The following is a 13,247-nucleotide window of genomic DNA, read 5'->3' as shown; positions in this document are numbered from 1 at the left end:
ATCAAATAAAACATTATGTGGATTATTTTACGGAGTTTTCGTTATTATGGTTTGGAAGCGTCGATACGCGGAAGGGTGAGCTGTACGTCCGTACCCACGCCTTCCGTGCTGTAAAGATTGATTCCATAGTTTTTGCCAAACATCAGTTTGATTCTGGCGTTTACATTACAAAGGCCCACAGAAGCGCCTTTTTTTGAAGAGGTAATCTGCGTATGCCCTTCGGCGAGTACGGCGTTCAGCTCTTTGAGTTTACCCTCCTGAATGCCCAGCCCGTCGTCCTGTATATTGATAATAAGAAGGGATTCGGTGATGTAGGCGCTGATTGTAATGAGGCCCCGTCCGATTTTCATTTCAAGGCCGTGGTAAATCGCGTTTTCAACGATTGGCTGGATAATAAGCTTTGGAACCTGGCATAAAAGGGCATCTTCATCAACGTGATCCGCTTTTTCAAATTTGTTGTTGAAGCGCAGGTGTTGGATGTAAAGGTAATTATCCACATTATCGAGCTCTTCTCTCAAAGAAACGAGGGTGTTGTGATTGCTGATGCTGTAACGGAACAGCTTGGAGAGGGAACGTGTCATGATCTCGATATCCTTCATTCCGTATTCAATCGCCTGCCCGCGGATCGATTCGAGCGTATTATATAAAAAATGCGGATTGATCTGGCTTTGCAGGGCGTCCAGTTCGGCCTGCTTTTTTACAAGCTGTGCGTTTGATTCGCGCAGCATAAGCGTTTTCATATTGTCAAAAAGCATATTGAGGTCGGAAAACATGGGGGAGAAGGGATCGGACTTTTTCAGATGGTCAAACTGCAGGTCGGTTTCGCCTTTTACAACGCCGTGCAATACGTTTTCGACTTTGGTAATCGGATCATATATTTTCTTTTTGATGACAAAAATAATGATGGCAAAAAGAACGAGGTAAAGGAAGCTCGCCCATAACAGAAGGGGACTTTCTTCGCTTTTTGGAGGATAAACACAATAAACGGTATAGCCGTTTGAAAGCCTTTGATAATAGGCGGTGTAACCGTCCGTATCTGATACTCCGCTAAGGCTGAAGGAAGAGGAGGTTAAGACGGACTCCGGTGTGGGGCCAGTGGAATAGACAAGCTTTCCCTGCTCGTCGCGGATGGCAAACACGGCTGAGGAATCCTGCAGGGGCGCGAGCTCATAGGTATCCGGATGCAATAAAAACAATTCCATCGTACCAAAGGCAAGATTGGCCTCATAATCACGCATTGCCTCTTCCTGGCGGGTTTGCAGTTTAAAAAAAACCGTGGTATAGATCACCGGGAAAATGATAAGCGCGGCAATACAGATTGAAAAAAGGGCAATCAGGCTCGCGCCTATTTTGTGGACGCGAAAAGTACGTGAATTTTTGAAGAGCATTTTTTTGAAACGGGAAAACATGGAAACCATAAGATGCCTTTCTAACAGTGCAGTTTTCTGAATTGTGATGGAGTGACGCCGATCATCCTTTTAAACAGCTTGCTGAAATATTTTGTGTCGTTATATCCTACCAGCCCGCAAATATCCGCAACGCGATAACGCGGATCGAGCAGGAACAGCTTTGCTTTTTCCATTCGCTTGAAGGAAAGGTAATCTGTGAAGTTGACTCCGGTTTCTTTTTTGAAAAGCTCGCACACATATTTGGGATTGAGGTACACACGCGCGGCAAGATCTTTGAGGCTGATATCTTCCTTATAATGCTCGTCAATATAGGCTTTCATAATTTCAACGACAGACGTGTTTTTTCCGCGGCCCGGGCTGTTTTGCATGGCTGCGCTGCCCAGAAGGTCTGCGAGATATTGCTTGAGCTGTGCAATGGAGTGCATGGATTCGATTTCCTGTTCGGCAATCTTTTTCGGATGGTTCCTGCCGTAATCGATATTGATATTTGCAAGGCAGGAGTACAGCGCGTCAAGAAAAAGCTGCGCAAGCTGGAAGACGGTGCCAGGATGATTATGAACATTATTGCGGCTTAGCTCCGCAAAGATTTCCTCTACGGTTTCCTGGGCGCTGTGGGACTGGGCGTGGTTTAAAAAGCGCGTCAGCAGGCCACGGCTTCGTTCTGTAAATATCTCCGACGCGCAAAGCGGCTCGCTGTTGGATTCCGACAGGTCTATGATTTGCCCGGTTCCAAGGGAAATCCTTGCCCTTATTGCGTTTTGTGCGGATAAAAAGGAATGCGGAAGCTCCCGGAAGGAGGAAACGATATCTCCTATGCCAAGGGTTACCTGGTAACGGGCAATGTGGGGAACGCGTTCGCAGCAAAAGTGAAAAACCTCTTCGGCAAGCATGCGAATCTGTTTTTCCATGGCGGACGCGTAATTTGTAATGCAAATAACGGACATATTGGTTCGTATGACGCATGCGTCAAAGCATATGGGCTTCATGTGCTCGTACCATTGCTCTGTAATGCTTTGCAGCACAATGTGGTTGAGATCAGAGGATGAAGTTCCCTTCTGATCCAGAATAATCTGGAAAACCTGAAAATTGCCGCTTTCAAAGGCACTTCCAAATTCTTCGTTGAATTGACCGAGAGAGAACCCCGGCGCAAGCTTGGGGCTGGTAATCAGGTAATTATACATAAATTGCTCGCGGTATTGCCGCCGGCTCTTTTTCAGTTGTTCATCCAGCATCTGCTTTTGGTTGGAGGGATGGTCTGCCGCCAGCTCTGTTTTCAGTTTTTCCAGAAGCACGGAAAGGTCCTCCGGCTCCACCGGCTTGAGCAGATAACCGAGCACGCCGGAATCAATCGCGGTTTTGGCGTAGCCAAAATCGCTGTAGCCGCTGATGATCACAAATTTTGTCGTAAGTCCACAGGCTTTGGTTTCCTTGATCAACTCGAGGCCGTCAAGCCCCGGCATACGGATGTCTGTAAAAACGAGGTCCGGTTTCAGATCCTTAATTGCCTGGAGCGCGTCGTTTCCGTTATAGGCCTGTTTTACGACCGTATATCCAAAATCCTCCCATTTAATAATATTGCAGATAAGCTTGCATACCCATACTTCGTCGTCTACGATCATAGTCCTAATCATGTTCTTCCTCCTATTTTTGCATGAGGGCAATCATACTGCTTTGCAGTGCTTCTTTTTTGGAAAGCTCGCCTTTGATCTGCCCGTCGTAAATAATGATGAAACGGTCGCACAAATCCTGCGCTTCCTCCATGTTGTAGGTGGCGATCACAATGCTTACGCCGTCGGCGGCAAGCTTTTTGATGAAGCGCCGAAAGAATTGCTTTGTTTGCAGGTCGATATCGTTGATTGGCTCATACATCAGAAGAATACGAGGATGGTGGACCATACACTGTATGAGCTGTACCTTTTGCTGGATACTGCTGCTTAGCTGCCCAACGGGCTTTTGAAGGCAGCTAAGCGGAATACTCATTTTTTCCAAAAGCTCTTTGGCGTAATGCTTCTCGATGTGGGGCTTCAAAAAACCGAATTGCCCAAGCTTTTTTGCAGCGCACAGCGAAATGTTTTCAAGCACGGTAAGCTCGGAGACGAGGCTTGAATGAGAGCGGTCTGATGTGAAATATCCAATGCCGTATTTTTTAGCATCCGCAGGGTGACGGATTTGTATTGGAACCCCATCGAGCAGCATACTGCCGCTTTTTTTCCTGAGAAAACCATACAACAGCTCGAGCAAAACTGTTTTGTTGCCGCCTGCGGGACCGATAATTCCAAGTGTTTCGCCTTCGTTGACCACAAAATTGACATTTGCAATAAGACTGCTGCAAAGGTTTTGCACCTCGAAGACAGGATGTTTTTTAATCTTATGCTCCTGTGGAAGACGGATGCTGTCTTTGCCTGCCATGGCAGCAATGAGCGTATGCTCGTCCGGCTTTTTTTCGTTTGTGTCAAAAATTCCTGCGGCGACTCCGTCCCTCAGGACGAGGATACGGTCCGCAATGCTGAGTGCGTCCCTGATGCTGTCCGTAGCATAGAGGACAGATGATTTTTTTTGTTTGAGCAGGGAAATCACATGATTCATTTTTTGCCTGGTTATGTCGGAATAGCCAAGAGTTGCCTCATCCAGGATCAGCAGGCATGGATCGGCGCTGAGGGCGCCTGCAAGCTCAACGAGCGATTTTTCAGGGCCGCTCAGGTCTGCGGCGGGCGTATCGGGAGAACGGTAAAGGCCGACCATGTGTTCGAGCCGCTTTGTCTGTTCAGAATTTTGCTGGCGTGGAATCATGAATTGCTGCTGCCTGAGCAAAAAAATATTTTCGGAAATCGATAACGCATCCACGATTTTGCCGTGTTTCTGCACAATGTGGACGCCAAGGGCCTGCGCATCCTCCGGCGAGTGGAAACAGACGGGCCTGCCCTGAAAAAAAATTTGTCCGGAATCCATATGCCATATGCCTCCAAGTATTTGTGCAAGGCAGCTTTTTCCTGCGCCGCTCGCACCCAGAACGACAAAGGTTTCCCCTTCGAAAATGTGGAAGGTCACATGGCTCAGGATAGATTTTTGGTGGATGCTTTTACAAATTGCGTCGGCACGCAAAAGTTCTTTTCTCAACAGGTTTTCCTTTCCGGTAACTGAAACATTGCGTCAAGAAGGCGCGCACCCCTTAAAAAGCAGGGCGTTTGAAAATAAACAGCGTATCAAATCTGTTAAGAAAATTATACCTTGACCAGACATTGGAGCAGTAGGGAGACAAATTCCATATAGGGGGGAATAAATCCTGATTTTATAAATATTTTGCGGAATTTTGTCCGCCTTTGAATCAAAATAAGGAGGCAGGCGGCAAAAGATATGGAACTATTACCCTGAATTCTGACTTCAGGCGCCTTTTTTTCGGGAATTTTATCGAATACCATAATACTATCATCATTTCTTCACTCCGGCAGCAAAACAAATGCGTTTTACAGATTAAAAGTTTGAAATCAAAAACGGATTGCTATTTTGGATATCGATTTCTGTATGATACAGAATAAAATAAACATATTTCAGGAGGAAACAAAATGAAGAAGATTGCGATTGTATTGGTGGTTTTGTTCGCACTGATGAGCGTAACGCTCGCAGGCTGCGGCGCGCCGGCGGCAGAGTCCGCCTCATCCGGCGCACAAACGTCCGCGCAGGCGTCTGAGGCTGCGTCCGTTGAGCCGGAAGCCTCGACCACCGGCGAAGAGACCGGAAAGACGGTTAAGGTGGGCGTTGCAATGAAGACGCTCGATAACCCGTACTTTATTGCATTGGCAGAAACCCTCGAAAACCTGTGCAAAGAAAAAGGCTGGGAAGTAACTGTACTCGATGCAAAAAACGATATCACGGAAGAGACAAAGAATATCGAGACATTTAACTCGCAGAACATGGATATCGTATTTTTGGATGCAATCGATACGCTTTCCTGCGCTCCGGCAGTAATGGCGGGGAAAGAAGCGGGAATCCCTACGATTGTCGTGGACAGCGGCATTGATCCGAGTGCGGGAGCCGCAACATCAATTAGCTCCGACAATCAAAACAACGGTATCGAGGTAGGAAAATACGCCGCAAAATATTTTGGAGACAAGCAGATTACGGCAGCACAGATCAGCGGTACGAAAGGCCATCCGACCGGATTGATCAGGCGCGCGGGCATTTATGCGGGCATTTTTGAAGCAAGGCTGGGCCTGAGTCCGGAGGACGCGTGGAACAGGGCGCTTGAATTTGAGCAGCAGCTTACGGATAACGGCAAAGCGAGCGACGAAGAGGCAAAGCTTGAAATTGTCGGACAGGGCTGGGGAAACTGGACGGCAGACGGAGGACTTCCGGCGATGGAAGACCTGTTGGTTGCAAACCCCAACATCAACGCAGTATTTGGAGAAAACGACAATATGCTGATTGGCGCGATGACGGCGCTTGAGAATGCCAATAAGCTTGATTCCGTTGCGATTTTTGCATCCGCAGACGGTCAAAAGGAAGCGTATGAAATGATCAAGGAAGGGACGGCCTACAAAGCCACAGGCGAAAACAACCCGGTGAAGGTTGCGGAGCAGGCAATGAATATCGCTTCGCAGATCATTGACGATGGAAAAGATCCCTATTCTTTCGAAGCGGAGATCTTTACAGATGCAAATTGTGTCAACCCGGAAAATGTCGACCAGTTCTACGATCCGGATTCCTTATTCTAAGAAGCAAAACCGCAGGCGGTCCTTTGGGGCCGCCTGCAAAAAATAAACAGAGGAGGGCAAAATCTTGCAAAGCGTTTATAAGGTCGAGATGGAAGGGATCACAAAGACGTTTGGCGGCGTATACGCCTTGAAAAACGCTTCGTTCCGTGTGAAGCCGGGCGAAATACACGCGCTTGTAGGGGAAAACGGGGCAGGAAAATCGACACTGATGAAAATATTATCCGGAGCGGTACAGATGGACAGCGGGACGATCCGCATCGACGGGCAGGCGTGCAACATAACATCTCCCAAAGTGAGCAAGGATCTTGGCGTAGCCGTTATTTATCAGGAGTTTATGCTTGCGCCGCATCTTACGGTGGCGGAAAACATTTTTATTGACAGGCTTTCAGGGAAAAAACCGGTGATCGACTGGCGAAATTTGAAAAAACAGGCGGGAGAGCTTCTGGATAAGCTGGGATTTGGCGATATCGACGCGGGTATGCCCGTTGCAGACCTGCCGGTGGCTTACCAGCAAATTGTGGAAATCTGCAAATCACTGGCAAAAAACGAAAAAATACTGGTGCTGGACGAACCGACGGCAGTACTCACCTTCAGCGAAATTGAAAAACTGTTTGGGCTCCTGCGTTCGTTGCGGGCCCAGGGGATTGGAATCGTATATATTTCCCACCGGCTCGATGAAATTTTTGAACTGTGCGACGCAGTGACCGTATTAAAGGACGGAATGCTGGTAAAGGAATTGAATATAAAGGACACCGATAAAAAGTCACTGATCAACCTGATGGTCGGAAGGGAGCTTTCGACATTGTTCCCGGAACGAAACGCAACAATCGGTGAAACGCTGCTTGAGGCAAAGCACATCTGCGCGGGCAGGATGGTGGACGACGTATCGTTTTCTGTGCGGCGCGGGGAGGTTCTTGGCTTCAGCGGACTTGTGGGCGCGGGCAGGACAGAGACGATGCGTGCGATTTTTGGAGCGGACAAAATGGAAAGCGGGCAGGTCGTATACCAGGGAAAAGAGGTGCTGCTGAAATCGCCCGTAGACGCAGTCGGCAGGAAGATCGGGCTTGTGCCGGAGGACCGGAAAAACCAGGGAGTGCTGATCGAGCAGTCCATCCGTGTGAATACAACGCTTACCTCGCTTGGGCGGGTGAGCAAGATGGGAATTATAAAGCATAAAAAGGATAAGGAATTCTCCAAAAAAATATTGGCGGAGCTTGCCACGAAATATGCCTCCGTGGAGGATAACGTCTCCAGCCTTTCCGGAGGCAACCAGCAGAAGATCGCGCTTGCAAAATGGCTGGCCGCGGACTGCCAGTGTATGATACTCGACGAACCGACGCGCGGGGTGGATGTAGGCGCAAAAGCGGAAATTTATAAGAACATCAATAAGCTTGCCGAGTCGGGAATGGCGATCATTATGATTTCTTCCGAAATGGAAGAGATCATCAATATGTGCGACCGCGTTATGATCATGCGGCAGGGAAAAATCGTCGGGGAGCTTGAAAAAAATGAGATGACAGAAAATAATTTGATCAAACTATCAATGGGGGTCAGGTGAGATGGAAAAAGAACTGAATACGGGTTTCAAAAAGAGTTTTTCCAAATTTATCGTAAAATACAATACTTATATTATGCTGGCGGTGCTTATCATCATCTGTATCAGCATATCGCCGGATTTTTTTACGGTGAATAATATTATCAACATTGGCAGGCAATACGCAGCGCTTACTGTGATCTCAATGGGAATGCTGCTTGTGATCCTGACAGGCGGGATCGATCTTTCCGTAGGCTCGGTGATGGCCCTTGGCGGCGTGATCGTGGCGCTTTTCCTGAACAAATTTAATGTCGGTACGCCGGGCGCGGTGGCAATCACCATACTTGTGGGCGCGGGGCTTGGGGCTTTTGCGGGGTTTCTGGTGGCAAAGGTCAAGATGGCGCCGTTTATCGTGACGCTGGCGGTGATGACCATTGCAAGGGGTGTCGCGTTTATGGTGTCAAACGGAACGCCGATTAAAATACCGGCGGGAACCATCGAAGCGCTGGGAACCGGCATGGTGTTCGGCGGGCTGCCCACACTGGTGCTGATTGGGATCATAGCAGTCGTATTGTTCTGGTTCCTGCTCAAATATACGTCGTTCGGGCGCCTTGTGGTGGCAATCGGCAGCAATGAAACAGCTGTGACACTGGCGGGCATCCGCGTGAAATCGTATAAAGCGTCCGTATATATAATTTCAGGGATTTGCGCGGCGGTCGCGGGAATATTGACGGCATCAAGGACTGCGATGGGTTCTCCGGTCGTGGGGGAAGGCTTTGAGCTTGACGCAATCGCAGCGTGTGTTATTGGCGGGGCGAGCCTGTCCGGCGGCGAGGGCTCGGCGGTAAAAACGCTGGTCGGCGTACTGATTCTGGCATTGATCGGAAATATTATGAACCTGCTGGCAGTGCCGTCCTATCCGCAGGATGTGATCAAGGGCTTTATAATCATTGCATCCGTGCTGCTACAGGTCGCAACGTCAAACAGGAAAAACCAGGGCGTTTAAAAAAGGGAGGTTTTATGATGGACAAAAAGATGAAGGCGCTGCGTGTGTATGCGCCGTATGATTACAGGGTGGAAGAAATAGACGTTCCACAAATCAGCGACAACGAAATTCTGGTAAAAATCCGTGGATGCGGTATCTGCGCCGGGGATGTAAAAACCTTGCATGGAGGGCAGCGCGTATGGGGCACATCCCCTGAAACAGCTTATATCGAAGTCCCTGCAACTGGCGGGCATGAATTTTATGGCGAGGTTGTGGATTTTGGGAAAAATGTTCAGGGAATCAAAAAAGGGCAGCTTCTTCTTGCGGAGCAGATCCTGCCGTGCGGCGAGTGTAAATTTTGCCGCGAGGGAAACTATTGGATGTGCCAGCCCCACCATATTTACGGCTTTAAGGATGACGCGCAGGGGGGATTTGCGGAATATATGAAATATGCGGAAAAAAGCGTGCTGCATCCGCTGCCGGATGATTTTACAATTCAGCAGGCTGCACTTGTCGAGCCGTTTGCATGTGCGATGCACGCCGTGGAACGGGGCGGAATCACGCATGAGGACGTGCTTGTTATCAGCGGGCTCGGGGCGATTGGCCTTGGCATGATAAACGCGGCAAAAAAGCTCGCGCCAAAGCTGATCATAGGGCTTGATCTAAAAAAGAGCAGGCTTGAAAAGGCAAAGGAATTTGGCGCGGATTATGTATTCAACCCACTTGAGACGGATGTGATAAAAGAAATCCAAAAGCTGACGGACGGCTATGGCTGCGACGTGTATATCGAAGCGTCCGGCAGCGAGCCGAGCGTGCGGCAGGGGCTTGAAATGATACGGAATCTGGGACGGTATGTGCAGTTTGGCGTTTTCCCCACAGATATCACAATAGACTGGAATATCATTGGGGATACCAAGGAAATAGACGTCAGGGGATCGCATTTGAGCGGCCATTGCTATGACGCGGTGATCAAGGGCATTGCCGACGGCACAATACGCACGGACGGAGTCGTGACGCATATCTACAAGCTTGATGACTGGAAGGAAGCGTTTGAAACGGCGGAAAAAGATCCGAATGCAATCAAGGTTGTTTTACAGCCATAATCGTTTTCTTCACAAGGACTCTATAGGATGATACCAAAAAGCCCTGATAAGAGCGGCGGACTCTTTCAGGGCATTTTTGGGTAAAAGCCTTCCAAATAAAAAACAGGGGTGTTATGATAGAGGAAAGAATTTCTATTGGAAACAATCATCTGTTTTTACAAAAGAATAAGGGAGGGAAATATGAAGAAAATCGTTGTGATCGGCGCGGGCAGCGCGATGTTTGCAAAAAAGCTCATTGGGGATTTAATGCTGTTTGACGATATGCAAATCGACAATATATCACTGGTTGACCTCAATACGGAAAAGCTTGAGGTGATGAAGCAGGTTGCAATTCAGCTTTGCCGCCAGGCCGGGAAAGAAGTGACGGTTGAGGCGGCGAGCGAACGCCGGGAAGTGCTTGCGGACGCTGATTTTGTAATCAACACGATCAACGTCGGAGGCCCCGGGCAGTATCGTAAAGACCTTGAAATTCCGGATCGATACGGGCTTGACCAGGTGATCGGCGATACCATCGGGCCGGGAGGCATGTTCCGCTTTTTGCGTGCGTATCCGCAGATTTACGCAATTTGCAAGGACATGGAGGAACTGTGCCCGGACGCGTATTTCTTCAATTATACAAATCCGATGGCGCCGCTGTGCCTCGCGCTCAGCCGTACCACAAGCATTAAAATTTTCGGATTCTGCCATAATGTGCAAAGCACGGCGACACAGCTTGCGGATTATCTGCGCATTAAGGATATGTCGCGCATATCCTACTGGGCGGCGGGCATTAACCATATGGACTGGTTTTTGGAATTCAAGGTGGACGGCAAGGACGCTTATCCCGCGCTGCGAGAGATTTCAAAAACCTATGAGCAAATTGAATGCCTTGCGCAATACGAACAGGATTATAAATCTTATGGAGTAACGCTTTACGATTTCGTGCGGTTTGACGTTATGAGGCATTTTGGGTATTTTGTGTCGGAGTCTCCGCTGCACCTGTCGGAATATCTTCCTTATTTCAGGAAAAACGAAGAGGAGATTAAGCGTCTGCGCATTGACGACCGCTGGTGGCTTGCCCATGAGGAAGCGGCGGACGAGTATTTTGAAGAGCTGAAAGGAATGCTGGGCAGGGGTGCAGAGATACCGATGGAGAAAACCTTTGAATATGCACCTGAGATCATTCACGCGTATTATACAGGAAAGCCGTTCCGCGCGAACCTGAATGTGAAAAATACCGGGCTTATCACAAACCTGCCAAACGATTGCGTTGTAGAGGTGCCGTGCTATACGGACACCGAAGGCATCCATACCTGCTATGCGGGAGCGTTGCCGGACGCGCTTGCAGCCCTTAACCTGACAAATGTAAACGTTCATAAGCTGATGGCGGACGCGGTCGTCACAAAAGACAGGAAATATATCTATGAGGCAGTAAAGCTCGATCCATTTACGGCGGCAAAGCTGACGCTCGACCAGATTCATGCAATGGTGGATGAGCTTATGGCCGCGAATGAGGAATATATTGCCTACATGAAATAACCGGGATAAGCCTGGAACACAAAAAAACATCCCTGTCCTCAGGGATGTTTTTTGATATTTGATTAATGCGTTTTATTTTCCTCGATTTTGAGAAGTTCCAAGAAGCCGCTCAGCGCAAAGCTGTTTCCGTTGATATCTGTAATGAGCCTTACGGGCATGGAAGGAAGCGTATCCTTTAACAGGATTTGATAAGCCTCAATATACGGCTTGCCGCCGAATATCACGATTTCCTCCACATCAGTCCATTTTTTACTGATATGCTGGGCAAGAAGGTCTGTTACGGAACCGGTGATAATCCCGTTTAAAATCTGTGTGCGTTCAGCCTTGGAAAGGATGCCAAAGGTGTTTGCGCCGTGCACGATTTGAACCGCACGGCAAAAACCGTATTTACGCAGGTATTCACAGCCCTTACGCACAAATTGCTCCGTCATTGCAACGTCGCCGTGCTCCTGCTCGCCATACAGCATGGTATCGCGTGAGAGCGCATAGCGCAGCTCGCCGGTAAAAGAGGAAAGGATGTCGGTAAGCGCTCCGTCTTTCACATAACAAAACTGGGTGTGGGAGCTTGGCGCGACTACGACAAACGGCCCTTCAGGCGTATAATTGCTGGAAAGAAGCCCGACAATATCGATTTCTTCACCGCGAATGCTGCTGATGTATTCGATATTTTCCAGATCGACCACCGTGCCGTCAGGAACGTTTTTTACGCCGCGCAGCAGCCTGAGCTCGCGGTCAAAATAGCTTTCCTCATAAAACGTGACGGATTCGTCGTACATCTTTTGTGCGTTTACCGGCATCGTCATATGGGGGATCTCCGTGATTCCAAACGGGCTTGTGGCCATGCCGGAAATCCATACGCTTTCAATATCGCGTTCAAAAAGGCCGTTGCGGTCGATGAGGACGTCGTAAATTTCGCGCAGGCCGGCAAGCAGGATATCGTTACCGCCCGAAAGGGAGGAATCCTTGGTGCCCACGACCTTTGAAACGTAACCGGACGGTTTGCCGTCCCTTACCAGATAGCCCCTTGAGGTAGTTGTACCGCAGTTAATATAAATATAATTCATTTTGATACTCCTTGATAGAATAGCCGCAACTGAAACAAAAAATGATTACATTACGGCGGGAAGGGAAGGTCTGGACGCGTGTCATATCAGAATGATACGCCAACGCCTGCTTGTTTTTATTATACACATTTCAAGAGCGGGTGAAAAGGATATTTTTGCGGAAAATGAATTTTGATGCGCGGCAGGCTGCTTAATAAAACCCATGGGATTTTATCTGCCCTAAAATTTGATTGGAAAATTTATCGTATGTTTCTGCCGGGTATCTGAACAAAAGCCGCAAGCGTGAAAAAAATACGAAGCTGAGCGCAGCGGTTCAGACGTTTTTGCGCCTGAAGGAGCAGGTCGTGAAGGAACGGCCCGGATACTAATTCGTAATATGGCCAATCAAAGTCGATATCGTTGCTGAAAGGATACCGAGTACCGCAGCTGTGGCAAACTGCGCGGGTGTAAAAAAGAACAGAAAGGCCACAAGGCAGCTTTCAACCAGAATGATCGTCCGGGCCGTTTTTTTCATGTGCAGGATGCGCTGCTCTGATAAGGGATGGTTGGCGTGGATGACAGGGGCAAACAGGAAAATGATGATAATACTTCCTGCGACACCTGCTGCGATGAACCAGTCAAACCCCACAAGGAAAGGGTTCAGTAACATACAGCCGATTCCAACGGAAAGGGAAAGGATTAAACAGCCAATGTGGTTTGGCGCGTGAAGTCCGCCGGAAGCGTGGCGAAGCGGCAAAAAGAAAACGATCCAGACCAGCGTAATCGGCAGCCGCCCCAATATAGCTCCGACGATCAAAATGATACCAAACGTGAGAACAGTATTGAGCAGGCACTCCATACTATACGCAAATATTTCTTTGTTTTCTTCATCCGCGCCTTTGGAAACCAGCCATTCGGCGAATTTGTTTGCAAATTTTTCCAT

General features: G+C 48.5%; 11 protein-coding genes. 6 read left to right on the top strand and 5 right to left on the bottom strand.

The window, feature by feature from the left end; all coding sequences use genetic code 11:
• Positions 1-44: 44 nt before the first annotated feature.
• From ACS5WU_RS09660 to ACS5WU_RS09650, 3 genes are read right to left on the bottom strand one after another with little or no spacing between them, the layout of a single operon-like run.
• Complete coding sequence (locus ACS5WU_RS09660) at positions 45-1,388, bottom strand: sensor histidine kinase (protein WP_465089138.1); 1,344 nt, start codon at positions 1,386-1,388, stop codon at positions 45-47.
• Between the two features lie 41 nt (positions 1,389-1,429).
• The gene (locus ACS5WU_RS09655; protein ID WP_302760075.1) at positions 1,430-3,040 is read right to left on the bottom strand and encodes a response regulator transcription factor; all 1,611 of its coding nucleotides are present in this window, start codon (positions 3,038-3,040) and stop codon (positions 1,430-1,432) included.
• Positions 3,041-3,050: 10 nt separating this feature from the next.
• Entirely contained in the window at positions 3,051-4,526 is a 1,476-nt protein-coding gene (locus ACS5WU_RS09650) for an ATP-binding cassette domain-containing protein (RefSeq protein WP_059108831.1), read from the bottom strand.
• A gap of 446 nt (positions 4,527-4,972) precedes the next feature.
• Here ACS5WU_RS09650 and ACS5WU_RS09645 point away from each other — a divergent pair, with 446 nt between their 5' ends.
• The 5 genes from ACS5WU_RS09645 to melA all read left to right on the top strand — a co-directional run bounded on the left by ACS5WU_RS09645 (position 4,973) and on the right by melA (position 11,261).
• On the top strand, positions 4,973-6,121 hold the full coding sequence (locus tag ACS5WU_RS09645) for a substrate-binding domain-containing protein (protein WP_320606633.1): 1,149 nt from the start codon (positions 4,973-4,975) through the stop codon (positions 6,119-6,121).
• Positions 6,122-6,185: 64 nt separating this feature from the next.
• On the top strand, positions 6,186-7,679 hold the full coding sequence (locus tag ACS5WU_RS09640) for a sugar ABC transporter ATP-binding protein (RefSeq protein WP_046442736.1): 1,494 nt from the start codon (positions 6,186-6,188) through the stop codon (positions 7,677-7,679).
• A gap of 1 nt (position 7,680) precedes the next feature.
• On the top strand, positions 7,681-8,661 hold the full coding sequence (locus ACS5WU_RS09635; protein ID WP_059108833.1) for an ABC transporter permease: 981 nt from the start codon (positions 7,681-7,683) through the stop codon (positions 8,659-8,661).
• A 14-nt stretch (positions 8,662-8,675) separates the two neighbouring features.
• Positions 8,676-9,743, top strand: coding sequence for a zinc-binding dehydrogenase (locus tag ACS5WU_RS09630; protein ID WP_059108834.1), 1,068 nt, complete (start codon positions 8,676-8,678; stop codon positions 9,741-9,743).
• Positions 9,744-9,923: 180 nt separating this feature from the next.
• Positions 9,924-11,261, top strand: coding sequence for an alpha-galactosidase (gene melA / locus ACS5WU_RS09625; protein WP_059108858.1), 1,338 nt, complete (start codon positions 9,924-9,926; stop codon positions 11,259-11,261).
• Positions 11,262-11,323: 62 nt separating this feature from the next.
• Here melA and ACS5WU_RS09620 read toward each other — a convergent pair whose 3' ends face one another.
• Positions 11,324-12,325, bottom strand: a complete 1,002-nt coding sequence (locus ACS5WU_RS09620) for a 2-dehydro-3-deoxygalactonokinase (protein WP_059108835.1) — start codon at positions 12,323-12,325, stop codon at positions 11,324-11,326.
• Between the two features lie 230 nt (positions 12,326-12,555).
• Here ACS5WU_RS09620 and ACS5WU_RS09615 point away from each other — a divergent pair, with 230 nt between their 5' ends.
• A complete protein-coding gene (locus ACS5WU_RS09615) occupies positions 12,556-12,693 on the top strand; it encodes a hypothetical protein (RefSeq protein ID WP_465089137.1) in 138 nt (45 codons plus the stop codon).
• Here the strand turns inward: ACS5WU_RS09615 and ACS5WU_RS09610 are convergent.
• Positions 12,690-13,247, bottom strand: coding sequence for an accessory gene regulator ArgB-like protein (locus ACS5WU_RS09610; protein ID WP_059108836.1), 558 nt, complete (start codon positions 13,245-13,247; stop codon positions 12,690-12,692). The genes ACS5WU_RS09615 and ACS5WU_RS09610 overlap by 4 nt on opposite strands.

This window comes from Christensenella sp. KGMB01412 (assembly GCF_055522415.1).
Note: the sequence above shows the minus strand (reverse complement) of the source record. Positions and strands in the feature narration are given on the sequence as shown.

Coding starts and splice junctions, on each gene's coding strand:
- ACS5WU_RS09660 (WP_465089138.1), bottom strand. CDS start 1,388: ATGCTCTTCAAAAATTCACGTACTTTTCGCGTCCACAAAATAGGCGCG.
- ACS5WU_RS09655 (WP_302760075.1), bottom strand. CDS start 3,040: ATGATTAGGACTATGATCGTAGACGACGAAGTATGGGTATGCAAGCTT.
- ACS5WU_RS09645 (WP_320606633.1), top strand. CDS start 4,973: ATGAAGAAGATTGCGATTGTATTGGTGGTTTTGTTCGCACTGATGAGC.
- ACS5WU_RS09635 (WP_059108833.1), top strand. CDS start 7,681: ATGGAAAAAGAACTGAATACGGGTTTCAAAAAGAGTTTTTCCAAATTT.
- ACS5WU_RS09630 (WP_059108834.1), top strand. CDS start 8,676: ATGATGGACAAAAAGATGAAGGCGCTGCGTGTGTATGCGCCGTATGAT.
- melA (WP_059108858.1), top strand. CDS start 9,924: ATGAAGAAAATCGTTGTGATCGGCGCGGGCAGCGCGATGTTTGCAAAA.
- ACS5WU_RS09620 (WP_059108835.1), bottom strand. CDS start 12,325: ATGAATTATATTTATATTAACTGCGGTACAACTACCTCAAGGGGCTAT.
- ACS5WU_RS09610 (WP_059108836.1), bottom strand. CDS start 13,247: ATGGAAAAATTTGCAAACAAATTCGCCGAATGGCTGGTTTCCAAAGGC.